Origin of the sequence: Ectopseudomonas guguanensis, from assembly GCF_900104265.1 — a bacterium.
Classification (GTDB): Bacteria; Pseudomonadota; Gammaproteobacteria; order Pseudomonadales; family Pseudomonadaceae; genus Aquipseudomonas; species Aquipseudomonas guguanensis.
Map to the genome: position 1 here is coordinate 348,548 of NZ_FNJJ01000001.1, position 23,715 is coordinate 372,262.

Annotated in this window: 26 protein-coding genes; 6 read left to right on the forward strand and 20 right to left on the reverse strand. The window is 64.1% G+C overall.

Annotation, left to right across the window (positions count from 1 at the left end; genetic code table 11):
- Positions 1-144 precede the first annotated feature (144 nt).
- The 4 genes from ccoM to BLS61_RS01680 form a co-directional block, all read right to left on the reverse strand.
- The gene (ccoM, locus tag BLS61_RS23965; protein WP_279615157.1) at positions 145-261 is read right to left on the reverse strand and encodes a cytochrome c oxidase subunit CcoM; all 117 of its coding nucleotides are present in this window, start codon (positions 259-261) and stop codon (positions 145-147) included.
- 199 nt (positions 262-460) lie between these two features.
- On the reverse strand, positions 461-622 hold the full coding sequence (locus BLS61_RS23605) for a hypothetical protein (RefSeq protein ID WP_090426469.1): 162 nt from the start codon (positions 620-622) through the stop codon (positions 461-463).
- A complete protein-coding gene (locus tag BLS61_RS01675; RefSeq protein ID WP_244157894.1) occupies positions 619-1,221 on the reverse strand; it encodes an alpha-ketoglutarate-dependent dioxygenase AlkB family protein in 603 nt (200 codons plus the stop codon). Before BLS61_RS01675 ends, BLS61_RS23605 begins: the two co-directional genes overlap by 4 nt.
- A 33-nt stretch (positions 1,222-1,254) precedes the next feature.
- The gene (locus tag BLS61_RS01680; RefSeq protein WP_090426474.1) at positions 1,255-1,548 is read right to left on the reverse strand and encodes an aspartate-semialdehyde dehydrogenase; all 294 of its coding nucleotides are present in this window, start codon (positions 1,546-1,548) and stop codon (positions 1,255-1,257) included.
- Positions 1,549-1,710: 162 nt separating this feature from the next.
- Between BLS61_RS01680 and rapA the strand changes: the two genes are divergently transcribed.
- Positions 1,711-4,554, forward strand: a complete 2,844-nt coding sequence (gene rapA / locus BLS61_RS01685) for an RNA polymerase-associated protein RapA (protein ID WP_090426477.1) — start codon at positions 1,711-1,713, stop codon at positions 4,552-4,554.
- A 357-nt stretch (positions 4,555-4,911) separates the two neighbouring features.
- On the opposite strand, the gene BLS61_RS01690 is transcribed toward rapA, so the two are convergent.
- Positions 4,912-6,165: an RNA polymerase sigma factor gene (locus tag BLS61_RS01690; RefSeq protein WP_090426479.1), complete on the reverse strand. Its 1,254-nt coding sequence runs from the start codon at positions 6,163-6,165 to the stop codon at positions 4,912-4,914.
- Between the two features lie 153 nt (positions 6,166-6,318).
- Here BLS61_RS01690 and BLS61_RS01695 point away from each other — a divergent pair, with 153 nt between their 5' ends.
- From BLS61_RS01695 to cmoB, 3 genes are all read left to right on the forward strand, one after another.
- Positions 6,319-6,957 (forward strand): lysoplasmalogenase, encoded by a 639-nt coding sequence (locus BLS61_RS01695; protein ID WP_090426482.1) that lies wholly within the window; start codon positions 6,319-6,321, stop codon positions 6,955-6,957.
- A 100-nt stretch (positions 6,958-7,057) separates the two neighbouring features.
- Complete coding sequence (gene cmoA / locus BLS61_RS01700) at positions 7,058-7,801, forward strand: carboxy-S-adenosyl-L-methionine synthase CmoA (RefSeq protein ID WP_012018045.1); 744 nt, start codon at positions 7,058-7,060, stop codon at positions 7,799-7,801.
- The gene (gene cmoB, locus BLS61_RS01705; RefSeq protein WP_090426486.1) at positions 7,798-8,766 is read left to right on the forward strand and encodes a tRNA 5-methoxyuridine(34)/uridine 5-oxyacetic acid(34) synthase CmoB; all 969 of its coding nucleotides are present in this window, start codon (positions 7,798-7,800) and stop codon (positions 8,764-8,766) included. The genes cmoA and cmoB overlap by 4 nt, the downstream gene beginning before the upstream one ends.
- A 213-nt stretch (positions 8,767-8,979) precedes the next feature.
- Here the strand turns inward: cmoB and BLS61_RS01710 are convergent, their stop codons facing one another.
- On the reverse strand, positions 8,980-9,255 hold the full coding sequence (locus BLS61_RS01710; protein WP_090426489.1) for a hypothetical protein: 276 nt from the start codon (positions 9,253-9,255) through the stop codon (positions 8,980-8,982).
- 116 nt (positions 9,256-9,371) lie between these two features.
- Between BLS61_RS01710 and BLS61_RS01715 the strand changes: the two genes are divergently transcribed.
- Positions 9,372-10,256, forward strand: a complete 885-nt coding sequence (locus BLS61_RS01715) for a LysR substrate-binding domain-containing protein (RefSeq protein ID WP_090426491.1) — start codon at positions 9,372-9,374, stop codon at positions 10,254-10,256.
- A gap of 75 nt (positions 10,257-10,331) precedes the next feature.
- On the opposite strand, the gene pdxJ is transcribed toward BLS61_RS01715, so the two are convergent.
- From pdxJ to rpoE, 12 genes are all read right to left on the reverse strand, one after another.
- A complete protein-coding gene (gene pdxJ, locus BLS61_RS01720) occupies positions 10,332-11,078 on the reverse strand; it encodes a pyridoxine 5'-phosphate synthase (RefSeq protein WP_090426494.1) in 747 nt (248 codons plus the stop codon).
- Positions 11,071-11,760: a DNA repair protein RecO gene (gene recO / locus BLS61_RS01725; RefSeq protein ID WP_090426497.1), complete on the reverse strand. Its 690-nt coding sequence runs from the start codon at positions 11,758-11,760 to the stop codon at positions 11,071-11,073. Before recO ends, pdxJ begins: the two co-directional genes overlap by 8 nt.
- A gap of 57 nt (positions 11,761-11,817) precedes the next feature.
- On the reverse strand, positions 11,818-12,723 hold the full coding sequence (era, locus tag BLS61_RS01730; protein WP_208598762.1) for a GTPase Era: 906 nt from the start codon (positions 12,721-12,723) through the stop codon (positions 11,818-11,820).
- On the reverse strand, positions 12,710-13,399 hold the full coding sequence (gene rnc, locus BLS61_RS01735) for a ribonuclease III (RefSeq protein ID WP_090426503.1): 690 nt from the start codon (positions 13,397-13,399) through the stop codon (positions 12,710-12,712). The genes era and rnc overlap by 14 nt, the downstream gene beginning before the upstream one ends.
- Positions 13,396-13,773 (reverse strand): DUF4845 domain-containing protein, encoded by a 378-nt coding sequence (locus BLS61_RS01740; protein ID WP_090426507.1) that lies wholly within the window; start codon positions 13,771-13,773, stop codon positions 13,396-13,398. The genes rnc and BLS61_RS01740 overlap by 4 nt, the downstream gene beginning before the upstream one ends.
- Positions 13,774-13,861: 88 nt before the next feature.
- Complete coding sequence (gene lepB, locus BLS61_RS01745) at positions 13,862-14,716, reverse strand: signal peptidase I (RefSeq protein ID WP_090426512.1); 855 nt, start codon at positions 14,714-14,716, stop codon at positions 13,862-13,864.
- Positions 14,717-14,722: 6 nt separating this feature from the next.
- Positions 14,723-16,522 carry a translation elongation factor 4 gene (gene lepA, locus BLS61_RS01750; protein WP_090426515.1) on the reverse strand — a complete coding sequence of 600 codons (1,800 nt, stop codon included), beginning with the start codon at positions 16,520-16,522 and terminating at the stop codon, positions 14,723-14,725.
- A 151-nt stretch (positions 16,523-16,673) separates the two neighbouring features.
- Positions 16,674-18,098, reverse strand: a complete 1,425-nt coding sequence (locus tag BLS61_RS01755; protein WP_090426518.1) for a DegQ family serine endoprotease — start codon at positions 18,096-18,098, stop codon at positions 16,674-16,676.
- Between the two features lie 35 nt (positions 18,099-18,133).
- Complete coding sequence (locus BLS61_RS01760) at positions 18,134-18,589, reverse strand: SoxR reducing system RseC family protein (RefSeq protein ID WP_090426520.1); 456 nt, start codon at positions 18,587-18,589, stop codon at positions 18,134-18,136.
- Positions 18,586-19,533: a MucB/RseB C-terminal domain-containing protein gene (locus BLS61_RS01765; protein WP_090426522.1), complete on the reverse strand. Its 948-nt coding sequence runs from the start codon at positions 19,531-19,533 to the stop codon at positions 18,586-18,588. The genes BLS61_RS01760 and BLS61_RS01765 overlap by 4 nt, the downstream gene beginning before the upstream one ends.
- A gap of 16 nt (positions 19,534-19,549) precedes the next feature.
- Complete coding sequence (locus tag BLS61_RS01770; RefSeq protein WP_090426524.1) at positions 19,550-20,122, reverse strand: sigma-E factor negative regulatory protein; 573 nt, start codon at positions 20,120-20,122, stop codon at positions 19,550-19,552.
- Between the two features lie 30 nt (positions 20,123-20,152).
- Complete coding sequence (gene rpoE, locus BLS61_RS01775; protein WP_003245473.1) at positions 20,153-20,734, reverse strand: RNA polymerase sigma factor RpoE/AlgU; 582 nt, start codon at positions 20,732-20,734, stop codon at positions 20,153-20,155.
- A gap of 542 nt (positions 20,735-21,276) precedes the next feature.
- On the opposite strand from rpoE, the gene nadB reads away from it, so the two are divergent.
- The gene (nadB, locus tag BLS61_RS01780) at positions 21,277-22,908 is read left to right on the forward strand and encodes an L-aspartate oxidase (protein ID WP_090426526.1); all 1,632 of its coding nucleotides are present in this window, start codon (positions 21,277-21,279) and stop codon (positions 22,906-22,908) included.
- On the opposite strand, the gene BLS61_RS01785 is transcribed toward nadB, so the two are convergent.
- Together BLS61_RS01785 and BLS61_RS01790 are read right to left on the reverse strand one after the other, a co-directional pair.
- Positions 22,862-23,329 (reverse strand): protein YgfX, encoded by a 468-nt coding sequence (locus BLS61_RS01785; protein WP_090426528.1) that lies wholly within the window; start codon positions 23,327-23,329, stop codon positions 22,862-22,864. The genes nadB and BLS61_RS01785 overlap by 47 nt on opposite strands.
- Complete coding sequence (locus BLS61_RS01790; RefSeq protein WP_090426530.1) at positions 23,313-23,567, reverse strand: FAD assembly factor SdhE; 255 nt, start codon at positions 23,565-23,567, stop codon at positions 23,313-23,315. The genes BLS61_RS01785 and BLS61_RS01790 overlap by 17 nt, the downstream gene beginning before the upstream one ends.
- Between the last annotated feature and the right edge of the window lie 148 nt (positions 23,568-23,715).

Below are 23,715 nucleotides of genomic sequence, written 5' to 3' on the forward strand. Positions count from 1 at the left end.
TGCGCTTCCGTGCGAAAGCCAATTATTAGCTAGCTATGCATCTATGTCCAGAAGGTGAAGCGATCTCGGATAGGTAGCGGGCAAACAAAAAAAGGGCGACCGAAGTCGCCCGAATTGCCTTGCGTGCCCTGTGAACCGGAAGGATCAGCTCTGCTTGCGCTTGTGCGCATCCTTCCAGATGAAGTAACCAACGCCCCCACAAAACGCGATCATCAGAAGTACGGTGCCGAGTCCGGCGAGAACCACTGTATCGACGAACATGGCTGCCTCCTGTTGTGCCTGTCTGTCTGGGATGGCTTCACGTTATCAGCGCTGGCGGCGGGAAAATTGATCTGGGTCAATGGCTGAAGAGCAGGCGTGACAGGGCCTGGGGGAATACTGACCCAGGTCAAGAAATCGAGGGGGTTCGAGGCGGGAAACGCTGCACAACGTTGTGCGCAGCGGGAGAATCGGGGCGCTTTCAGCGCTTCTTGGGCTTGCTCTTGGACTTCTTCTTGGCCTTGCCCAGCGGCAGCACCTGCTCGAACGCCTGACGCATCTCGTTGAGGCGCTTGTCGTTGAGGTCGTGGATACGCTTGTCGCGCTCGGCGGCGAAGTCGATCAGCTTGTCGTCATTGCTCATAGCGGAAACCGGATCAGGCGAAAGGTCAGGTTCAGGCGCGGCGCGCAGGCTTGGCGCGTCTTCGCCACTTGATGTTGCCAATGATGCTGGGTCGGCCCGCGCATGACCAGCAGCGAAGCGTGTTCCAATGTCAGCGAATGTTCGATGCGCGTGCTGCCGACACGGCGCAGGTCGAAACGTCGGCTGCCGCCCAGATTGAGCGAGGCGATCAATGGATCGCGCCCCAGCTCAGGCTCGGCATCACTGTGCCAGCCCATGGAGTCCTGGCCGTCGCGGTAGTAGTTGAGCAGCACGGCATTGAGCGGCTGCCCGACTTCTTTCGCGACCCGTTGACGAATCTCGTCGAGCAGCGGCGTCCAGGGCAGAGGCTCGTGCATCTTTCCTGAATAGCGATAGCGCGCCTCCGGCTCGCCATACCAGGCAGTCAGCCGTGGCGTGCGGTGATAGCGGCCATGGATGAACAGCTCCGGTTGCTGCCAGGGCGTCTGCTCGACCAAGGCTTGCAGCCAGCTGTCGGCAAGAGCGGCGTCGACCCAGCCGGGTAAATAGTCCAGCTCGGCATCGGCAAGTGCGGGCAAGGGGTCGGCGAACAGCATCATGAGGTCTATGAAGAAGAGGATGAAATCAGTGTCTCAGACTTCCACATCCACCCAAAGTCCCTTTCGAGGCAGATCGCCCAGCGCCTGCTCGACCTCTTCCGGCTCGGCTTCAGCCAGCTGCTCGGGGGTGTAGCCACGGCGCTGCCGCCGACGTTGTTCATCGCGCAGCAGCTCCTCGGTTTCCTGTGGGTGGCGCTTGTCCAGGCTCAGCGCACTTTCCTTGGCGCTGCCCTCGGCCGGGGTCACCGGAGGAATCTCGGGCTTGGGCTTGATCACGTCCTGCGTGGCAGTGACCGGCACCAGGCTATGGGGGATAGGCGGTAGCACGTTGCAGCACCTCCTTTGGTCAGGCTGTCGGCCCCGTGAACCGCGACTTTAGCCGGTGCTCGCTACACTTTCGACTAAGCCGAACGGCATTAGTGCCACGACCGCTTTGGTCGCGGCTCGGCATCCGTTACCATAGCCGGCTTTTTCACGCGGGAGACAGGCATGGCGCAGTATCAACCGGGGCAACGCTGGATCAGTGACAGCGAAGCGGAATTGGGTCTGGGAACCATCCTCGCCGAGGACGGCCGCCTGCTCACCGTGCTCTACCCGGCCACCGGCGAAACCCGCCAGTACGCCACGCGCAATGCCCCGCTGACCCGTGTGCGCTTCGCCCCGGGTGACGAGATCACACACTTCGAGGGCTGGAAGCTCACCGTGCAGGAAGTCGAGGATGTCGACGGCCTGCTGGTCTACCACGGCCTCGATGCCCAGCATAAGCCGGTCACCATGCCGGAAACCCAGCTGTCGAACTTCATCCAGTTCCGCCTGGCCAGCGACCGCCTGTTCGCCGGCCAGATCGACCCGCTGGCCTGGTTCGCCCTGCGCTATCACAGTCTCGAGCATAACAGCCGCCTGCTGCAGTCGTCGTTGTGGGGTCTGGGTGGCGCACGCGCCCAGCCGATCGCCCACCAGCTGCACATCGCCCGCGAAGTGGCCGACCGCATCGCCCCGCGCGTGCTGCTGGCCGACGAAGTGGGCCTGGGCAAGACCATCGAAGCCGGCCTGGTGATTCATCGCCAGCTGCTCTCCGGCCGTGCCAGCCGCGTGCTGATCCTGGTGCCGGAAAACCTGCAGCACCAGTGGCTGGTGGAAATGCGCCGGCGTTTCAACCTCGACGTCGCCCTGTTCGACGCCGAGCGCTTCATGGAAAGCGACGCCAGCAACCCCTTCGAGGATTGCCAGCTGGCGCTGGTCGCCCTGGAGTGGCTGAAGGACGACGAAAAGGCCCAGGACGCGCTGTTCGCCGCCGGCTGGGACCTGCTGGTGGTCGACGAAGCCCACCACCTGGTCTGGCACCCGGAGCAGGCCAGCGCCGAATACTCGCTGGTCGAGCAACTGGCCGAGGTCATCCCCGGCGTGCTGCTGCTCACCGCCACCCCGGAACAGCTCGGCCAGGACAGCCACTTCGCCCGTCTGCGCCTGCTCGACCCGGCTCGTTTCCATGATCTGCAGGCGTTCCGCGCCGAAAGCAGCCAGTACCGCCCGGTCGCCGAAGCGGTGCAGGAACTGCTCGACCAGGGCAAGCTCAGCGCCCAGGCACGCGATGCCATCGGCGGCTTCCTTGGCGATGAAGGCCGTGAACTGCTGGATGCCATTGATGGTGGCGACGAAGAAGCACGCGCGCGTCTGGTGCGCGAGCTGCTGGATCGTCACGGCACCGGTCGTCTGCTGTTCCGCAACACCCGCGCCGCCGTGCAGGGCTTCCCCGAGCGCGAGCTGCACCCCTACCCGCTGCCGAGCCCGGACGAATACCTTGAGCTGCCGGTTGGCGAGCACGCCGAGCTGTACCCGGAAGTCAGCTACCAGGCGCAGGAAGAGATCGACGACGAGCAACGCTGGTGGCGCATCGACCCGCGCGTCGAATGGCTGATCGACACCCTGAAGATGCTGAAGAAATTCAAGGTGCTGGTGATCTGCGCCCACGCCGAGACCGCGCTGGACCTGGAAGACGCCCTGCGCGTGCGTTCCGGCATCCCGGCCACGGTGTTCCACGAAGGCATGAGCATTCTCGAGCGCGACCGCGCAGCCGCCTACTTCGCCGACGAAGAGTTCGGCGCGCAGGTGCTGATCTGCTCGGAGATCGGCTCCGAAGGCCGCAACTTCCAGTTCGCCCATCATCTGGTGCTGTTCGACCTGCCGGCCCACCCGGACCTGCTCGAACAACGCATCGGCCGTCTCGACCGTATCGGCCAGAAGCATCGCATCCAGCTGCACGTCCCTTACCTGGAAAACAGCCCGCAGGAGCGTCTGTTCCAGTGGTACCACCAGGCGCTGAACGCCTTCCTCGCCACCTGCCCCACCGGCAACGCCCTGCAACATCAGTTCGGCCCACGCCTGCTGCCGATGCTGGAAAACGCCGACGACGGCCAGTGGCAGCAACTGGTGGACGAAGCCACCGCCGAACGCATTCGCCTGGAAGGCGAACTGCACAGCGGCCGCGACCGCCTGCTGGAGCTGAATTCCGGCGGTGCCGGCGAAGGTGAAGCGCTGGTCGAAGCGATCCTCGAGCAGGACGACCAGTTCACCCTGCCGATCTACATGGAAGAGCTGTTCAACGCCTTCGGCATCGACAGCGAAGACCACTCCGACAACGCCCTGATCCTGCGCCCCAGCGAGAAGATGCTGGATGCCAGCTTCCCTCTGGGCGATGACGAGGCGGTAACCGTCACCTACGACCGCGAACAGGCTCTGGCCCGCGAGGACATGCAGTTCCTCACCTGGGAACACCCCATGGTGCAGGGCGGCATGGACCTGGTGCTGTCCGGCTCAATGGGCAACACCGCGGTGGCGCTGATCAAGAACAAGGCGCTCAAACCCGGTACCGTGCTGCTGGAGCTGCTTTACGTCAGTGAAGTGGTCGGCCCGCGCAAGCTGCAGCTGGGGCGCTTCCTGCCACCGGCTGCGCTGCGTTGCCTGCTCGACGCCAATGGCAACGACCTGGCGCCGAAGGTCGGTTTCGAGACCCTCAACGACCAGCTCGAAAGCGTGCCGCGGGCCAGCGCTAACAAGTTCGTCCAGGCCCAGCGCGATGTACTGGCCAAGCAGATCAACGATGCTGAAGCCAAGGTCATGCCGCGCCATGTCGAGCGCGTGAGCGAGGCCAAGCGTCGCCTGATCGCTGAACTGGACGAGGAACTGGCCCGCCTGATCGCCCTGCGCGCGGTCAACCCAAGCGTACGCGACAGCGAGATCGAAGCCCTGCGCGAGCAGCGCGAACAGAGCCTGGCGATGTTCGACAAGGCCGCCCTGCGCCTGGAAGCGATTCGCGTACTGGTCGCGGGCTAACCGTACGTAGGGTGCGCCGTACGCACCGAGGAATTTCGGTGCACACGACCGCAGCGCCTATCACTCGTATGTGGTGCGCACAGCCTGGGCGGCCCCGGGACACCCTACGGGTCACCTAACTCCTCCAGCCCATAGCCCGAATGCAATCCGGGAGTGCGCCCCCCGGATTGCATCCGGGCTACGGATACTGGTCGCGGGTTAAAGCACGGCATCGGCAATCGTAGGGTGCGCCGTGCGCACCGACCGCTGGCGCCGAAGAATGAGGTGCCAGCGGCCTAGCCGGCCTTCTCCCTGATAGGGTTCAGCGGCGCAGCGTTCCATCCAGCGCTCACTCGTATGCGGTGCGCACAGCGCACCCTACGGCCTATCACCCGCCTGGTGTGCTTCCAACTCATCCAACCTGCGCTGCAGAAACTGCCGATCCGGGCCCTGTTGCGCCAGCGCCAGGGCCTGGCGGTAGGCAGCGATCGCCTGCTCGCGGCGGCCCAACCGGCGTAGCAGATCGGCCCGCGCCGCATGGGCCAGGTGGTAGCCGTGCAGTTCGCCCGCAGCCAGCAGTCGGTCGATTTCCACCAACCCCGCCTGCTCGCCATCGCGCATGGCCAGCGCCACGGCGCGGTTGAGCTCGATCACCGGCGACGGGTTCAGGCGCAGCAGCTCGTCATACAGGCCGACGATCTGCGCCCAATCGGTTTCTTCCAGACTGGCCGCCTCGGCATGTACCGCGGCAATCGCCGCCTGCAGGCTGTAGGCGCCGAAACGCCGCGAGTGCAGCGCCTGCAATACCAGCGCCTCGCCTTCGGCGATCAGCTCGCGATTCCACAGACTGCGATCCTGGGCCTCCAGCAAAATCACCTCGCCATCGACGCCGCTGCGCGCAGCGCGTCGCGATTCGTGCAGCAGCATCAGCGCCAGCAGCCCCTGTACTTCCGGCTCGGGCAGCAACTCCAGCAGCAGGCGGCCCAGCCGAATCGCCTCGTCGGACAGCTGGCTGCGGGTCAGCGAATCGCCGGAGCTGGCGAAATAGCCTTCGTTGAACACCAGATAGACCACGCGCAACACCGCCTCCAGGCGCTCGGGTAACTCGCTACGCCCCGGCACCTCGTAAGGGATGCGCGCGTCGCGAATCTTCGCCTTGGCCCGCACGATGCGCTGGGCCAGGGTCGCAGGGCTGGAGAGGAAAGCGCGGGCGATCTCCTCGGTGGTCAGGTCGCAGACTTCGCGCAGGGTCAAGGCTACCTGGGCATCACTTGCCAGCGCCGGGTGGCAGCAGGTGAAGATCAGGCGCAGGCGGTCGTCTTCGAGCAGTTCGCCTCCCTCGACGTCACTCTCGTCGGGCAACTCGGCCTGTTCATCCAGCGGCTGGAAGCGGCGCTGCCGACGCAGGTTGTCGATGGCCTTGAAGCGCCCGGCGGACACCAGCCAGGCGCGCGGATTGTCCGGCACACCGCTCTGCGGCCATTGCTCGACCGCACTGCGAAACGCCTCGTGCAGCGCCTCCTCGGCCAGGTCGAAATCGCCCAGCAGGCGGATCAGGGTGGCGAGCACCCGGCGCGACTCCTCGCGGTACAGGCGTTCGATCAGCTCGGTGACAGGTGGCGATATCGACATGCGCTTCTCCTGAACGAACGCATACGGTGCCCAATACCGCCGGCGACGTCGAGTGGCGGCACGATCCGCCACTCGATTTGGCACCCGTCGCATTGGCAGCCGTTCGGTCGCTGGGCATAGTCGCGCCATTCCAAGAACGAAGGGAGTCTTGCTATGCGTTGGTTGCTGCTGGGCCTGGCGGGTGCTGCGGTATTTCTCTACGGCCGGATTACCGGCGATGCACAGCTCAGCCTGCTGACCAAGGGCATCCCGGTGATCGCCCTGCTGCTCTGGCTGCGCCAGGCGCCGGCCGGCACCTACCGCCGCTGGATCGCCGTTGGTCTTGTATTCTCCCTGGCCGGCGACATCCTGCTGGACTGGCCCGGCGATCTGTTCGTGTTCGGCCTTGGCGCCTTTCTGCTCGGCCACCTGGCCTACCTGCGCGCCTACTGCTCCGACAGTCGGCAACCGGCCCTGCCCGCCCTGCTGCTGGCACTGATCGCCGGTGGCGCGATGTTCACCCTGCTGGCCAGCAGCGGCCTGGGCGAGCTGCTGATCCCGGTGGCCTGCTATGCCACGGCGATCAGCCTGATGCTTTGGCGCGCCCTGGCCCGCATCGGCCACCCGGGTCTGCAGCCGCGCTCCACCTGGCTGGCCGCCGGCGGTGCGGCGCTCTTCGTGCTGTCCGACAGCCTGATCGGCATCGACCGCTTCGTCGCCAGCTTCGACGCCGCGCCTTACGCCATCATCCTCACCTACTGGCTCGGCCAGTGGGGCATCACCGCTTCGGCCTTCCAGCGCAGCAAGGCCTAGCAGGCCGTTAATGCCCTGCAGCGAGCAGTCGGGAAAGCCCTGACTGTTCGCCCGCACTTGGCTAAAATGCCGGCCTTTTCCGCTACCCGTTGCGACTGCCGTGAGCCAAGAACCCGATCGCCTATTCGCCCAGCCACTGGCCGAGGTGCCCGACTTCGTCTTCAACGAGGACGTGGTGCGGGTGTTTCCCGACATGATCAAGCGTTCGGTGCCGGGCTACCCGACCATCGTCGAGAACATCGGCGTGCTCGCCGGCCAGTTCGCCCAGCCACACACCACCCTGTATGACCTCGGCGCCTCGCTCGGTGCGGTGACCCAGGCGCTGCGCCGCCATGTGCGCATCGATGGCTGCAAGGTCATCGCCGTGGACAACTCCCCGGCCATGGTCGCGCGCTGCAGCGAATACCTGCATGCCCAGGACGCCATGTTCCAGGAGCTGCTGCCCGTGGAGGTGATCGAGGCCGATATTCTCGCCCTCGACCTGCAGCCCACCTCATTGGTCACGCTCAACTTCACCCTGCAGTTCATCCCGCCGGAGCGGCGCCTGGAGCTGCTCACGCGCATTCGCCAGGCACTGTTGCCCGGTGGCGCGCTGATCCTCTCGGAGAAGCTGCGCTTCGAGGACGCCGCCGAACACGAGCTGCTCACCGAGCTGCACGTCGCCTTCAAACGCGCCAATGGCTACAGCGAACTGGAAATCGCGCAGAAGCGCAGCGCCATCGAGAAGGTGATGCTGCCCGACAGCCTCGAGCAGCATCGCGAACGACTGCTGGCCGCTGGCTTCAGCAAGGTGGTGCCCTGGTTCCAGTGCCTGAACTTCGCCTCGCTGGTGGCCCTGCCATGATGCGCGATCTGGATCTCGATGCCCTGCAGGCACAACTGGCCGGCACCCCGCTGCAGGAATGGACAGCCGACCTGCCTGGCCAGCTCGATGCCAAGCTGGCAATCGGTCACGGCGACCTGGCGCGCTGGTACGGCGCGGTGCAGGCACTGCCGGACCTGCCGGTGAGCGAGGTGGAACTGGCCCGGCGTTTCGCCTTCGGCGGCGCCTGTGACGAGGCCACGCGCACGCAGTTGAAAACGGCCCTGCAGGGGCTGATTCCCTGGCGCAAGGGGCCGTTCGAACTGTTCGGCGTGCACATCGATACCGAATGGCGCTCGGACTGGAAATGGCAGCGCGTCGCCCCACATCTCGACCTGCGCGGCAAACGCATCCTCGACGTCGGCTGCGGCAACGGCTACTACATGTGGCGCATGCTCGGTGCGGGTGCGGGCAGCGTGGTCGGCATCGACCCCAACTGGCTGTTCCTCTGCCAGTTCCTGGCGATGAAGCGCTACCTGCCGGAGCAACCGGTGTGGCACCTGCCGCTGGCCTTCGAGGAACTGCCGGCCAAGCTGCAGGGCTTCGATACGGTATTCTCCATGGGCGTGCTCTATCACCGTCGCTCGCCCATCGACCATCTGCTGGATCTCAAGGAGGCGCTGGTCAAGGGCGGCGAACTGGTGCTGGAAACCCTGGTGGTCGAAGGCGATGCCGAACAGGTGCTGGTGCCCGAGGATCGCTACGCGCAAATGCGCAACGTCTGGTTCCTGCCCTCGGTGCCGGCGCTGGAGCGCTGGCTGCGCCGCGCCGGTTTCGAGGACGTGCGCTGCGTGGACGTCAGCACCACCTCGGTGGAAGAACAACGCGCCACCGAGTGGATGCGCTTCCAGTCGCTGCCGGAGTTTCTCGATCCGGCCGATCACAGCCGCACCGTCGAAGGCCTGCCGGCACCGACCCGCGCCGTGCTGATCGCGCGCAAACCCTAAGGACAGCGGTTCTCGTAGGGCGGGTGCAACCCGCCAGACTGCAATTGGCGGGTTGCACCCGCCCTACGGTCAAACCGGCTCACCACCGAGTGGATGCGCTTGCCGTCGACGGCCGTGCCTCGTTCCACGATCTATTGGTCGCACGCAAACCGTAGGGTGCGCTGTGCGCACCGGATTACGCAGTAAATGGCGCTCTGGCGGGTTGCACCCGCCCTACGACACTCGCTGCTGCGGCCGCAACCAGCGTGCCCGCCGCCGTGCAATCAGCCGCAGCGGTTCACCGGCGCCCTGCTCCACCACGCCACGGGCGCTGCCCAGGCGAATCCGCCCCTCCATATCCTGCGCCAGCAGGCGACGCATACGCCGACGCCAGAACCAGGCGCAGATCCAGTCGACGATGGCGTTCTGCAGATCCAGCGGCCACATGGCCGGCATATAGAACTCGGGCATGGCTGGGCGCGACTTGTCGCGATTGCTCGAACTGTTCATGACCTTTCCTCCGTTTCGCGGCCGGCTTCGTGCGGGCTTGCGATCAGGATGAAACGCGCCTATCGTTCAAACAAACGACAAATACCAAACTTACCGTTAAGTAGTATTTAACGATCATGAACGCCACCGCCCCGACCGCGCTCCCGCTTCTGGAAAGCGATGTGCTGCGCACCTTCGTCGCCATCGCCGACAGCGGCAGCTTTACCCGTACTGCCGTGCAGGTATTTCGCAGCACGGCGGCGGTGAGCCTGCAGATCAAGCGCCTGGAGGAAACTCTCGGCCAGCGCCTGTTCATCCGCGAAGCCAGGCGCGTGCAATTGACCGCCGAGGGCGAGGTATTGCTGGGCTATGCCAGGCGCCTGCTCAAGCTCAACGAGGAAGCGGTGTCACGCTTTCTCACCCCGACGCTGACCGGACGCGTGCGCTTCGGCACACCGAACGATATTGGCGACCGCGTGCTACCGGGCGTGCTGACCCTGTTCGCCCGCAGCCATCCGGCGGTGGAAGTCGAGGTGAACGTGGGGCGCAGCGTGGATCTGGTGGCCAAGCTGGATGCCGGCGAGCTGGATCTGACCCTGATCAATGCCGGCAACGACGGCCTGGATGACGCCCGCGGCGAAGTGATCTATTCCGAGGAGCTGGTCTGGGCCGGGCGTGATGGTGGCCTGGCCATACAGCGCTCGCCCCTGCCGCTGGCGCTGGCCAACCCGGGCTGCGCCTGGCGCCGCACCGCGCTCGATGCGCTGGATCGCCAGGGGGTGGCCTATCGCATTGCCTACTCCTGCGAGCAGTGCGCCGGCCAGCAAGCCGCGATGATCGCCGACCTGGCCATCGCCCCCTTCCCGCGCAGCCTGGTCAGGCCGCCGCTGCGCCGACTCGGCGCAGACCAGGGTCTGCCGCCGCTGGGCGAATACCACATCAAATTGATACGCGGCCATCAGCGTAACGAGGCCGTCGAGGCCCTAGCTACGCAGATGATCCAGGCATTCAGCCAGGGCTGAACGAACAACGTGGGAGGCGCTTCAGCGGCGATAGACCATCGAAAGTCGCGGCTGAAGCCCCTCCCACAAAGTCCACTAGCCGCGGTAGGCCGCCGCGACGATCAACGCCTTCATCTCCGCAACGGCCTGCTTGAAGCCGACGAACAGCGCATGGGCAACGATGGCGTGGCCGATGTTCAGCTCGTTGATGCCGGGAATCGCCGCCACGGCTTCGGCATTGTGGTAATGCAGGCCGTGGCCGGCATTGACGATCAGGCCATGGTTCAGGCCGCAGATGACGCCATCGCGAATACGCGCCAGTTCCTGCGCGGCCTCTTCCGCCGTGTGGGCATCGGCATAACGGCCGGTGTGCAGTTCGATGGCCGGCGCACCGACGCGCATGGCCGCCTCGATCTGCCGCTCTTCGGCGTCGATGAACAGCGACACCTCGCAACCGGCCAGGGTCAGGCGCTCGACCGCCGCGGCAATGCGCGCCTCCTGGCCGGCCACGTCCAGGCCACCTTCGGTGGTCAGCTCCTGGCGGGTTTCCGGTACCAGGCAGACATGGGCCGGGCGAATCTGCTCGGCGAAACCGAGCATGAAGTCCGTAACGCCCATCTCGAAGTTCATCCGCGTTTGCAGCACATCGGCCAGCACGCGCACGTCGCGATCTTGAATATGCCGGCGATCTTCGCGCAGGTGCACGGTGATGCCGTCGGCACCGGCCTCCTCGGCGTCCAGCGCGGCCTTGACCGGGTCCGGGTAGCGTGTGCCACGAGCCTGGCGCAGGGTGGCGACGTGGTCGATGTTCACGCCGAGCAGAATACGATTGGCCTCAGTCACGCTTGGACTCCTTGAGCGTCATGAAAAGTTCGCGGCTGACCAGTGGCCTGCCGCCGAGATGGGGTGCCAGCGCCTGGCGCATCAGGCGCTTGGCGGCAGCCAGTGCGCCCGGCGTCTGCCAGTCGGCTTCGGCCATGGCCAGCAGCTCGCGCCCCTGAAACACACCGGGCTGCAGTTGTATCACCGGCACCAGGCCGATGTCCTGCTGCCAGCGGTACAGCGCCGCAGGGTCGATGGGCTGGTCATGCTGATCGCGATCCAGGGCGAAACCATAGCCCAGCTCATCCAGCAGGCGCCATTCGAATGCGCGCAGCAGCGGTTCCAGCGGCCGCCCGGCCGCCAGCGCCTGCAGTGTCAGGCCATAGTGTTCGAGCATTGCAGGATGCGGATCTTCGGCCGGCAGCAGGCGGATCAGCAGTTCGTTGAGATAGAGCCCGGAAAACAGCGCCTCGCCGGTCAGCAGCAGCGGAATGCCGGCGCTTTCCAGGCGGCCGACTGTCTTCAGCTCGCCGCGCCCGCGCAGCTCCAGCTCCAGTGGGGCGAATGGCCGGGCAATGCTGCCGACCTTGCCGCGCGCGGCGCGCAGTACCGCACGCACGCGGCCCTGGGCGGTGAAGAAATCCACCAGGGCGCTGCTTTCCTTGTAGGGGCGGCTATGCAGAACGTAGGCGGCAGAAGTCATGTCAGTAACCGCCAGAATGCGCCACGCGCAACACCGAGGATGCGCATGGCGCCGCGATCAATCCAGGTAACCCAGCGAACGCAGGGCGCGTTCGTCGTCGGACCAGCCGCCCTTGACCTTGACCCACAGATTGAGCATCACCTTGGAGTCGAACATGGTCTCCATGTCCTTGCGCGCATCGGCGCCGATGCGTTTGATGCGCTCGCCCTTGTCGCCGATGATGATCTTCTTCTGCCCGTCGCGCTCCACCAGGATCAGGCCGTGGATATGCAGAATGCGGCCCTCCTGCTTGAATTCCTCGATTTCCACGGTGATCTGGTAGGGCAGCTCGGCGCCGAGCTGGCGCATGATCTTCTCGCGGATCAGCTCGGCAGCCAGGAAACGGCTGGAGCGGTCGGTGATCTGATCTTCCGGATAGAAGTGTTCGGACTCCGGCAGGCGCTCACCCACCAGTTTTTCCAGGGTGTCGAGGTTCTGCCCCTGCAGCGCGGAGATCGGCACGATCTCGGCCTGCGGCAACTGCTCGGCCAGCCAGTTCAGGTGCGGCAGCAATTCGCTCTTGTCTTCCAGGCGGTCGGCCTTGTTCACCGCCAGCAGGATCGGGCACTTGACGTGCTGCACCTTCTCCAGCACCAGCTGATCCTCGTCGGTCCAGCGCGTGCGGTCGACCACGAACACCACCACGTCGACGTCCTTCAACGCGGAAGAAGCGCTGCGGTTCATGTAGCGGTTGAGCGCCTTGTCGTTGTGCTTGTGCAGGCCGGGGGTGTCGACATAGACGGCCTGGATCTCGCCCTCGGTCTTGATGCCGAGCATGTTGTGCCGGGTGGTCTGCGGCTTGCGCGAGGTGATCGCCAGCTTCTGCCCGAGGATGTGGTTGAGCAGCGTCGACTTGCCCACGTTGGGCCGGCCGACGATGGCGACGTAGCCGCAGCGGGTCACGGGTGCATCAGTCATTGCCATTCTCCACCCCGAGGGCGATCAGCGCCGCAGCCGCGGCGACCTGCTCGGCGATACGCCGGCTGCCGCCCTGGCCCAGGGTCTTTTCATTGAGCAGGGCCACCTGGCACTCGACCATGAAGGTACGGCAGTGCGGCTCGCCCTGAACGTCCACCACCTCGTAACGAGGCAGTTCACAGGCACGCGATTGCAGGAACTCCTGCAGGCGCGTTTTCGGATCCTTGTTGGTGTCGACCAGGGTCAGGCCATCGAGCTCGCCACTGAGCCACTCCAGCACACGCTCGCGCGCCGCTTCCATGCCCGCGTCCAGATAGATGGCGCCGATCAGCGCCTCGAGCGCATCGGCGAGAATCGATTCACGGCGAAAGCCACCGCTCTTCAGCTCACCGGAGCCCAGGCGCAGGTAGTCGCCCAGCTCGAAACCGCGGGCCAGCACGGCCAGGGTCTCGCCCTTGACCAGGCGCGCGCGCAGCCGCGACAGCTGGCCTTCGCGGGCCTGCGGGAAGCGCTCGAACAGCGCCTCGCCGGCTACGAAATTGAGGATGGCATCACCGAGGAATTCCAGCCGCTCGTTGTTGCGGCCGGCGAAACTGCGATGGGTCAGGGCCAGGACCATCAGGTCCTGGTCCTTGAAGCTATGGCCGAGCTTGCGCTCGAGGCGGGACAGATTGGGACTCACGGCATCCGTACACGAAATTCTTTGTCGAAATTCACCACCAGATCGAGGTTCTCGATCAGCGGCTCGCGTTTTTCATATTTGAGGTGGACCAGGAACTCGTTGTTTTCCACCTTCACCTGCAGAGCGTCGCGCATGTTCAGGTCACGAATGTTGTTGACCTGCATGCCCTTGCTGACGTGGTTGTAGAAATCGCCCACGGTGCGCACGCCCGAGGCCTTGTCGGTTTCCACCGAAGTGATGATCTTCTCCATGGACATGTAGTCCAGGTAATGCGGCAGTACCTTGAACGCCGTGCTGGCGAAGAACGCCACCACGGCCAGAACCACCAGCCAACCCAGAATGGAAAGCCCCTGCTGCGAGCGCGCGAAAGTCATGTATATCCCCAATAGACGGTCTTGTTGAAAAGCCGAACGGCCAGATTATTTATAGCCTGCGGCGCTGCATTGAACAGCGCGCCAGTGCTCAATGAATCAGGCCGACACGCGAGAAATTGGGCAGATTGCCGGTCTTGGGCTCCGGCCAGCTCATCCAGATGGCGAAGGCCTTGCCGACGATATGGTCGTCCGGGACCATGCCCCACAGTGCCTGAGGGATATGCCGATCACGCCAGTAGCGGCTGTCGTTGGAGTTGTCACGGTTGTCGCCCATCATGAAGTAGTGCCCTTCCGGCACCACCCATTGGCCGCCGGGCTCGCGGCGCATGCGGGTCATTTCCTTGCGGATGGTATGCTCGACCTGGCCCAGACGCTCCTGATAGAGCGTGGCGCTGCCCAGGCTGCCCGGCTCTTCACCGATCAGTTTCTCGGCCACCGGCTCGCCGTTGATCAGCAGGCGCTTGCCCTGGGTGTACTCGATACGGTCACCCGGCAGACCGACCACGCGCTTGATGTAGTTGATGGTCGGATCGCTGGGGTAGCGGAATACCATGACGTCGCCGCGTTGCGGGTTGTCGACCTCGATGATCTTTTCATCGATGACCGGCAGGCGAATGCCGTAGGCGAACTTGTTGACCAGGATGAAATCGCCCACTTCCAGGGTCGGCTTCATCGATCCGGAAGGAATCTGGAACGGCTCGACCAGAAACGAGCGAAGTACCAGCACAATGGCCAGCACCGGGAAGAACGACTTGCCGTACTCGACCAGCAAGGGCTCCTTGCTCAGGCGCTCCAGCACCCTGTCGTCGGGATCGTCGACCCGGCCCTGGTACGCCGCAATCGCCGCACGGCGGCGCGGAGCCAGCAGAATCAGATCGATCAGGGCCAGGAAGCCGCAAACGGCGACCGCGATAACCAACAGGAGCGGGAAATTGATCGACATAGAGCCTTAGCTATCCAACCTGAGCACAGCGAGGAAGGCTTCCTGTGGGATCTCCACGTTGCCGACCTGCTTCATGCGTTTCTTACCGGCCTTCTGCTTCTCGAGCAGCTTCTTCTTACGGCTCACGTCGCCACCGTAACACTTGGCCAGTACGTTCTTTCTGAGCGCCTTGACAGTGGTCCGCGCGATGATCTGGCCGCCAATGGCTGCCTGGATCGCCACATCGAACATCTGCCGAGGGATCAGTTCCTTCATCTTCTCGGTCAACGCACGGCCTTTGTAGGCCGCGTTGTCGCGGTGCACGATCAATGCCAGGGCATCGACCTTGTCGCCGTTGATCAGCACGTCCAGCTTGACCAGGTTGGCAGACTGGTAGCGGTCGAAATGATAGTCCAGCGAGGCATAACCACGGCTGGTCGACTTCAGACGATCGAAGAAGTCCAGCACCACCTCGTTCATCGGCAGGTCGTAACGAACCTGAACCTGGGAACCGAGGAACTGCATGTCACGCTGCACGCCACGCTTCTCGATGCACAGAGTGATGACGTTACCCAGGTGCTCCTGCGGCACCAGGATGGTCGCGGTGACGATCGGCTCGCGGAAATCGGCGACGGAAGACACGTCCGGCAATTTGGAGGGGTTGTCGACGGTGATGGTTTCACCGGTTTTGAGCTCGAGCTCGTAGATCACGCTCGGCGCTGTGGTGATCAGATCCAGGTCGTACTCGCGCTCCAGGCGCTCCTGGATGATCTCCATGTGCAGCATGCCGAGGAAGCCGCAACGGAAGCCGAAGCCCAGCGCGTCGGAGCTTTCCGGCACGTACTGCAGCGACGAGTCGTTGAGGGTCAGCTTCTGCAGGGCATCGCGGAAGTCCTCGAAATCGTCGGAGCTGACCGGGAACAGACCGGCGTAGACCTGCGGCTGGATCTTCTTGAAGCCCGGCAGCACTTCGACCTCGGGGGTCGAGGACAAGGTCAGGGTATCACCGACCGGTGCACCGTGAATGTCCTTGATGCTGGCGATGATGAAGCCCACTTCACCGGCCTTGAGGTCGGCGGTGGCGGTGTGTTTCGGGGTGAAGACGCCGACGCTGTCGACCAGATGCACCTTGCCGGTGGACTTGACCAGGATCTTGTCACCCTTCTTCACGCGGCCCTGGCGCACGCGCACCAGCGACACCACGCCCAGGTAGTTGTCGAACCAGGAATCGATGATCAGCGCCTGCAGCGGCGCTTCAATATCGCCTTCCGGCGCAGGGATGGTCTGCACCAGGCGCTCGAGCACCTCGTCCACGCCCATGCCGCTCTTGGCACTGCAGGCCACGGCGTCGGTGGCGTCGATGCCGATGATCTTCTCGATCTCGTCCTTGACGCGGTCCGGGTCGGCCTGCGGCAGGTCCATCTTGTTCAGCACGGGCATCACTTCCAGCCCCTGCTCGATGGCGGTGTAGCAGTTGGCAACCGACTGTGCCTCGACGCCCTGGCCCGCGTCGACCACCAGCAGCGCGCCCTCGCACGCAGCCAGCGAACGCGAAACTTCGTAGGTGAAGTCCACGTGGCCGGGGGTATCGATGAAGTTCAGCTGATAGGTCTTGCCGTCCTTCGCCTTGTAGTGAAGGGTGACGCTGTGGGCCTTGATGGTGATGCCGCGCTCACGCTCCAGATCCATGGAGTCGAGAACCTGAGCCTCCATTTCACGCGCGGCAAGACCGCCGCACATCTGGATGAAACGGTCAGCCAGGGTGGACTTGCCGTGGTCAATGTGGGCAATGATGGAAAAATTGCGGATATGACTCAGGTCACTCACGGATCAACACTCGAAGAAGGCACGGGCAAGACGCTTGCCGAAAATAGCCGCGGATTGTACCCGATCCCTCGCGACCGCGTCACGTCCGCACAGCGCTGGTGCGGATACGAAGAAGGGCGCTCGAAAGCGCCCTTCTTCAGCCTTGCCCGGATTACTCGGCCAGCTTGAACGTGATGAAGCTGGCACGCCCCTGGCGCAGCACGCGCATCGACACCGAACGGTTCTTCGGCAACTCCTGCGCGACCTTGGCGAAGGTGCTGGTGGAGTCGATGGCCTGGTTGTTCAGGTGCGTGATCACGTCACCCGGGCGCAGGCCGATCATGGCCGCCGGGCCGTTGAGCACCTCCTTGACCACGACACCGCCTTTCAGGTCGAGGCCCTTCTTCTGCTCGGCCGTCAGCTCGACCACGGTCACGCCCAGGCGGTTGTTGCTGCGCTCGCCACCCTGAGCCGAACCAGCGGATGCCAGTTCCTGCCCCTCTTCCGGCAAGGTTCCGATGGTCACGCTGAGCTTCTTGCGCGAACCGTCACGCACGATATCCAGATCGGCCTTCTCGCCCGGCTTCAGCCCACCGACCAGATGCGGCAGGTCGGCCGACATGATGATTGGCCTGCCGTTGAGGCTGAGAATCACGTCTCCCACCTGCAGGCCACCCTTGTCCGCCGGGCCGTCTTCCAGCACCTGCGCCACCAGTGCGCCGGCCGGCTTCTCCAGGCCGAAGGATTCGGCCAGGTCCTTGTTCACTTCCTGAATCACCACGCCGAGCCAGCCGCGGGTTACCTTGCCGTCGGCCTTGAGCTGGTCGGCCACCTGCATGGCCACTTCCATCGGAATGGCGAAGGACAGGCCCATGAAACCGCCGGAACGGGTGAAGATCTGCGAGTTGATACCCACTACCTCACCTTGCAGATTGAACAGCGGCCCGCCGGAGTTACCCGGATTGATCGCCACGTCGGTCTGGATGAACGGCACGTAGCTGTCGCTCGGCAGGTTACGCCCCTTGGCGCTGACGATACCGGCGGTGACCGAGTGATCGAAGCCGAACGGCGAACCGATGGCCAGCACCCACTCACCGACCTTCAGGTCATCGGCCTTGCCCAGGCGTACCACCGGCAGACCCTTGCCTTCGACCTTGAGCAGCGCCACGTCGCTGCGCGGATCGGCGCCGATCAGCTTGGCTTCCAGTTCGCTGCGATCGGAAAGGCGCACGATGATCTCGTCGGCATCGGCGACCACGTGATTGTTGGTCATGATGTAACCGTCCGGCGAGATGATGAAACCGGAGCCCAGCGACTGCGCCTCGCGCTGGCGACCGCCAGGATTGCGCGGCATCTGCGGAATGCTGCGTTCGAAGAACTCGCGGAACATCGGTGGCAGGCCTTCGAGGTCGGGCAGCCCCGGCTGGCCGGCAACCGCGCGCTCGGGCATCTTCTGCCGAGTACTGATGTTGACCACCGCAGGCGAAGCTTCCTCTACCAGATCGGTGAAATCTGGCAGGCTGGCCTGAGCGAACAGGCTCTGTCCCCAGAGCAGGGCAACCGCCAACAGCGGCGCTATGGACTTGAGTTTTCTCATCGAACTACGACTCCCCATGTAAAACTCGGACACTCTCAACCCGCCGCCGATACAGGTACCAGCAGCGCACGTAGGACAACAGGCTGTAATAAGGGGTTCTCGGCAACGCGAGCGGCGCGCCAGCGCACCATCAGCCAACTGGCGAACAAACCGGCCAGACCGGCCAGAATGATCAGCGGCTCGGGCAGCCCCAGGCCGTCCGCCAGCAGCGCGGCGGCGAACAGACCGAGAAGAGGAAGCAGATAAACCAGCAACGAACTGCGCACCAGCAGATCTTCGCGCACACCGATGACCACGGTGTCGCCGATCGCCAGCTGCATTTGACTGAGGGCACGGACATAGCCACGCTGGCGCCCGACACCCAGGCGATCCATTAGGCCCTGACCACAGGCCGCGTTGGCCGAGCAACTCGAGCAGGTACTCTTGCGCAGCGTCTCGACCCAGACGGCGCCGGGCTCGAGCGCCACTACACGCCCCTGCTCTTCGATCATTGGCTAGCCTGTTCAGGCACTCCGGCACGCATGGACAGAGCGATACGCTCTGCAGTTCCCAGAGGAATTTCGCCCACTACGGTGACCATCATGTCACCGGCATCGGTGCTCATCCGCCGCGAAACGGCGACGGTCGGACCCAGCTGGCTGCGCGCATCTTCGACGACGCTGCCTTTCAGGGGCTCGAGGAAAACCGAGAAGCGCGCCAGACCATCACCGTACATCAGGTAGGCAACAGCATCGTTCGAGGAGGAAGTACGGCGCAGCTGTGCCGTGATCAGCGTGAAGCCCGGCGGCAACCAGTCCGAACGCCAGCGTCCGTCGGCCATGTTGTCGGCAGCACGGAAACGCACCGGGCGGCAACCCGAACTCGGCTGCAGGGCATTTACAGCAGGCGTCGCGGTATCCAGCTGAGCGAACTGGAAACGTTCCAGAAGCTGGCCGCGCTCGTTCAACAGCAGGGATTTGAGCGGGAGTCCGGTTTCCTCGTCGAGATGCAACTGGAAGCCGTAGCGGTGCTGATCCCTGGGCTCCAGCACCAGCACACTGGCCGGGCGATTGGCGATGCGTGAACGACCGGCGACACGAATGTCGTACCAGTTGCTCAACTGCTCGGCATCCAGTTGCCGGGCCGGCCAGGCCTGCCCTTCGCTTACCTGATCGGCCAGGGCGCCGCTGACGCATTGCGCCTGACCATCGACCTTGAGCACTTCCTGCGCAGGGCCGTCGAGTTGCAGAAGGCGCTCGCGAACTTGCCCCCCCTCCTCTACCCGGTGCCAGACGGCATGAGTGGAGAAACTACCATTACGCTCATAGATGAACGTACCCTGAAAACTTTGCTGACGCTCCGCCGCAGCGAGGCGTCCGAGCAAGTCCTGTACCTCGGAGGCCTGCACCGGCATTGCCAGCAGACCTCCGAGCACGCAGAGGGGAATCGCGCGCATGTGACTCCTTAAGCGCTTAGCGGTTTTCCAGACTCGCAGCCCGAGCATAAGGCAGAGCGGTTTCACCGCTGCCCATCACGGCTTCCTGCGCATGCTGACGCAGATAGTTGGGCAGACGCTGCTCATGCCAGCTGGCGGTACCAGCCTTGGCAGGCTCGCCGGCTTCCTCGCTGCTGTTATAGCCAGCGAGCAGTGCGGGACCTTGCACCTGCGGTACCGAGAGTACCGGAGAAGCTTCCTGTTGGGCCAGCTGAGCACCGCCCAGATCATCCTGGTTGTAGAACCGCACCCCTGCCAGCACGGCAACGGTCACCGATGCAGCCACGGCTACGCGCCCGACGCTGCGCCAGATCGGCGTCTTGCGCGCCGGAATGGCTTCGTCGGCCAATGCCGTGGAAACCGCAGATGCGATGTCCAGTTGCGGTACCAGCAACTCACGGTGCATGGCTGCACGGGCAATCTGGTAACGCGACCAGGTGCCACGCAGCTCGCCATCCTCGCTGGCTGCGAGCACTCGCCGCAGTTCCAGTTCGTCCGCTTCGTTATCCATCACCGCGGACAGCGATTCCTGCAGGGTTTCACGACTCATGGTGTTCCTCTCTTGGCTGTCGCCGCTGCCTTAGGCTTCCTGCAACAGAGGTTGCAGGGACTTATCAATTGCCTCACGTGCACGGAAAATCCGCGAACGTACCGTACCTACCGGACACTGCATGACGCTGGCAATGTCCTCGTAGCTCAAGCCTTCGAACTCACGCAGGGTCAACGCCGTGCGCAGGTCATCCGGCAGCTGGGCGATGGTTCGATGCACGGTGGCCTCGATCTCGTCGCGCAGCAATGCCCGCTCCGGTGACTCGATGTCCTTGAGGGCGTGGTCGCCATCGTAGAACTCCGCGTCATCGCTACTGACATCACTATCTGGCGGTCGACGTCCGCGAGACACCAGATAATTCTTCGCCGTGTTGATGGCGATGCGGTACAGCCAGGTATAGAACGCGCTGTCACCGCGAAAGTTTCCAAGCGCCCGGTAGGCTTTTACGAACGCCTCCTGAGCGACATCCTGAGCCTCATGAGTGTCGTGCACGAATCGCACGATCAGACCGAGGATCTTGTGCTGATACTTCAACACCAACAGATCGAAGGCACGCTTGTCACCACGCTGCACTCGCTCGACCAGCTGCTGATCATCTTCCTGGGTTAGCATGCATTCTCCTCGTTACGCCTGGAGGAGGTTTGCACCCGTAAGCGAATCAGCTTGCCAAGATAGACTCGGGCCTTACGCAAAAGTTCTCCCCTCCAAGCAAGCTTCCCGCAGAGTTTTCTTCCCTCTGCCTGGAATGGCGCCAGCGAAACCTTTTCACTGACGCAAATGATCTTATCGCCGCTCATTTCCACACCCTCCGCTGACTTCAGATGCAGGCACGCGCAAGCGCTCTCCCTTATATGGGCGACCACCAATGGAACCTTAAAGACTAAAAAAGTTCCTGAGCCCTGCGGTCGGTCATAAGAGCCTTTTCATTATTCACGAGCTGGAACCTGCAGGGCGAAGTCAGGTGCGGAGGCGAAATTGGCAGCTGCAAATGAGCAGTACTCCTTTCACTCATCCTCAGGGACGACGGGTCGCCGTCCGGATTGGCTTCGACGCAGCTGGTCCGACGCGCAGCGGATAATGATGTGGCTCCGGCTGGCTATTGTGCCGCTGCCCCTCTCTATATACTAGGGCTCGCTTTCCCGCGGAACTCGGACATGAGCCACCACTTCCAGCACGATGTTCTGGTCATCGGCAGCGGCGCTGCCGGCCTGACCCTTGCCCTCACCCTACCTTCCCACTTGCGCATCGCGGTCCTGAGCAAGGGCAGTCTGGCCAATGGCTCGACCTATTGGGCGCAGGGTGGTGTGGCAGCCGTGCTGGACGATACCGACACGGTCGAATCCCATGTCGCCGACACCCTCGATGCCGGCGCGGGACTGTGCCGCGAAGACGCCGTGCGCTTCACGGTAGAACACAGCCGCGAAGCCATCCAGTGGCTGATCGACCAGGGCGTGCCCTTCACCCGTGACGATGAGACGGCGCGCGAGGACGGCGGTTTCGAGTTCCATCTGACCCGCGAGGGTGGCCACAGCCATCGGCGCATCATTCACGCTGCCGATGCCACCGGCGCGGCGATTTTCAACACCCTGCTGGAACAGGCGCGGCAGCGGCCGAACATCGAGCTACTGGAGCAGCGCGTCGCCGTCGACCTGATCACCGAGCGCAAGCTCGGCCTGCCCGGCGAGCGCTGCCTGGGCGCCTACGTGCTGGATCGCGCCTGCGGCGAGGTGGACACCTTCAGCGCGCGCTTCGTGATTCTTGCCACCGGTGGCGCTGCCAAGGTCTATCTCTACACCAGCAACCCGGACGGCGCCTGCGGCGATGGCATTGCCATGGCCTGGCGTGCCGGCTGCCGCGTCGGCAATCTGGAATTCAACCAGTTCCACCCCACCTGCCTGTATCACCCGCAGGCCAAGAGCTTTCTCGTCACCGAGGCCGTACGCGGTGAAGGCGGCCTGCTCAAGTTGCCCAATGGCGAACGCTTCATGCAGCGCTTCGACGAACGCGCCGAGCTGGCACCACGCGATATCGTCGCCCGCGCCATCGACCACGAGATGAAGCGCCTGGGGATCGACTGCGTCTACCTGGACATCAGCCACAAGCCGGCCGAATTCATCAAGAGTCACTTCCCAACCGTCTACGAACGCTGCCTGGGCTTCGGCATCGACATCACCAAGCAGCCCATCCCGGTGGTGCCGGCGGCGCACTACACCTGCGGCGGCGTGGTGGTCGACCAGCATGGCCGCACCGACGTGCCCGGGCTGTACGCCATCGGCGAAACCAGCTTCACCGGCCTGCATGGCGCCAACCGCATGGCCAGCAATTCGCTGCTGGAGTGCTTCGTTTACGCCCGCTCGGCCTGTGCCGACATCGTCGCCCAACTCGACGCCGTGGACATGCCGATCGACCTGCCCTGCTGGGACGCCAGCCAGGTGACCGATTCGGACGAAGACGTGATCATCGCCCACAACTGGGACGAGCTGCGCCGCTTCATGTGGGACTACGTCGGCATCGTGCGTACCAACAAGCGCCTGCAGCGCGCGCAGCATCGCGTGCGCCTGCTGCTGGACGAGATCGACGAGTTCTACAGCAACTACAAGGTCAGTCGCGACCTGATCGAGCTGCGCAACCTGGCGTTGGTCGCCGAGCTGATGATCCGCTCGGCCATGCAGCGCCATGAAAGCCGTGGCCTGCACTACACCCTCGACTACCCCGGACTGCTGGCCGAGGCCCGCGACACTATTCTGGTGCCGACACCCCCGGCTCAGCCCAGCGTCGCCTGCTGAACTTCAGCCGCAGGCGCAGGCGCCGATGCTGCTCGGGCGCCAGCGCATCACGGGGGATGCACAGCCCGCGGCTGAAACGTTGGCCCGGCAGGCGATAGCGCAGCACCACCGCCAGCGGCAACGCCAGGCTGTCGGGGCGCAGTTGCACCGCCCGCCAGCCCTCTGCAGCACTGTGGAGATGCCAGCCGAACGCATCACGGCGCAACCCCGTGACCGCCTGCGGCGCCGTCAGCAACAGGTGACGCGGCAGCACCCAGGCGGCGTGCGCCAGGCATGCCGCGGCTGACAGGAGTTTTGCCCAGAGGGGAATGTCGGCCAGCCAGGGCGCCAGCAGGGCCAGAGTCAGGGCCGAAAGGTAGAGCCGCAGCAGCCAGCGCGATGGCTGCCAGCGGCACTCGAAGACGTCACTTGGGTTGGACACGATCCAGGATCATGCGCACGATGTGGCGCAGGTCGGCATCCTCGGGCTCGCCGCGCTGCATGAACCAGCCGAACATGTCCTGATCCTCGCATTCCAGCAGCTTGCGGTAGCGCGCCTGGTTCTCGACATCCAGTGTCGGGTATACCTCCTGGACGAACGGCACCAGCAGTACATCCAGCTCCAGCATACCACGACGGCTATGCCAGAACAGGCGATTCAGTTCACTTTGCTCAACCATGCAACGGACTCCTCGAACGAGGCCGGCAGTATAACAGCAGCCGCAAGCGGCACGCTGCAACACGGAAGACCGCTCCGTGCAAGACCGCACGACGAGGCGATGCCGTAAGGCTCTGCACTTAAGCGGCGGTTGGGCGCGATCAGTCCCC

Excerpts from the sequence above, each read along its gene's own strand:
- ccoM (WP_279615157.1), bottom strand. The coding sequence starts at position 261 with ATGTTCGTCGATACAGTGGTTCTCGCCGGACTCGGCACCGTACTTCTG.
- BLS61_RS23605 (WP_090426469.1), bottom strand. The coding sequence starts at position 622 with ATGAGCAATGACGACAAGCTGATCGACTTCGCCGCCGAGCGCGACAAG.
- BLS61_RS01675 (WP_244157894.1), bottom strand. The coding sequence starts at position 1,221 with ATGATGCTGTTCGCCGACCCCTTGCCCGCACTTGCCGATGCCGAGCTG.
- rapA (WP_090426477.1), top strand. The coding sequence starts at position 1,711 with ATGGCGCAGTATCAACCGGGGCAACGCTGGATCAGTGACAGCGAAGCG.
- BLS61_RS01690 (WP_090426479.1), bottom strand. The coding sequence starts at position 6,165 with ATGTCGATATCGCCACCTGTCACCGAGCTGATCGAACGCCTGTACCGC.
- BLS61_RS01695 (WP_090426482.1), top strand. The coding sequence starts at position 6,319 with ATGCGTTGGTTGCTGCTGGGCCTGGCGGGTGCTGCGGTATTTCTCTAC.
- cmoB (WP_090426486.1), top strand. The coding sequence starts at position 7,798 with ATGATGCGCGATCTGGATCTCGATGCCCTGCAGGCACAACTGGCCGGC.
- BLS61_RS01710 (WP_090426489.1), bottom strand. The coding sequence starts at position 9,255 with ATGAACAGTTCGAGCAATCGCGACAAGTCGCGCCCAGCCATGCCCGAG.
- BLS61_RS01715 (WP_090426491.1), top strand. The coding sequence starts at position 9,372 with ATGAACGCCACCGCCCCGACCGCGCTCCCGCTTCTGGAAAGCGATGTG.
- recO (WP_090426497.1), bottom strand. The coding sequence starts at position 11,760 with ATGACTTCTGCCGCCTACGTTCTGCATAGCCGCCCCTACAAGGAAAGC.
- era (WP_208598762.1), bottom strand. The coding sequence starts at position 12,723 with ATGGCAATGACTGATGCACCCGTGACCCGCTGCGGCTACGTCGCCATC.
- BLS61_RS01740 (WP_090426507.1), bottom strand. The coding sequence starts at position 13,773 with ATGACTTTCGCGCGCTCGCAGCAGGGGCTTTCCATTCTGGGTTGGCTG.
- lepB (WP_090426512.1), bottom strand. The coding sequence starts at position 14,716 with ATGTCGATCAATTTCCCGCTCCTGTTGGTTATCGCGGTCGCCGTTTGC.
- BLS61_RS01755 (WP_090426518.1), bottom strand. The coding sequence starts at position 18,098 with ATGAGAAAACTCAAGTCCATAGCGCCGCTGTTGGCGGTTGCCCTGCTC.
- BLS61_RS01760 (WP_090426520.1), bottom strand. The coding sequence starts at position 18,589 with ATGATCGAAGAGCAGGGGCGTGTAGTGGCGCTCGAGCCCGGCGCCGTC.
- BLS61_RS01765 (WP_090426522.1), bottom strand. The coding sequence starts at position 19,533 with ATGCGCGCGATTCCCCTCTGCGTGCTCGGAGGTCTGCTGGCAATGCCG.
- BLS61_RS01770 (WP_090426524.1), bottom strand. The coding sequence starts at position 20,122 with ATGAGTCGTGAAACCCTGCAGGAATCGCTGTCCGCGGTGATGGATAAC.
- rpoE (WP_003245473.1), bottom strand. The coding sequence starts at position 20,734 with ATGCTAACCCAGGAAGATGATCAGCAGCTGGTCGAGCGAGTGCAGCGT.
- nadB (WP_090426526.1), top strand. The coding sequence starts at position 21,277 with ATGAGCCACCACTTCCAGCACGATGTTCTGGTCATCGGCAGCGGCGCT.
- BLS61_RS01790 (WP_090426530.1), bottom strand. The coding sequence starts at position 23,567 with ATGGTTGAGCAAAGTGAACTGAATCGCCTGTTCTGGCATAGCCGTCGT.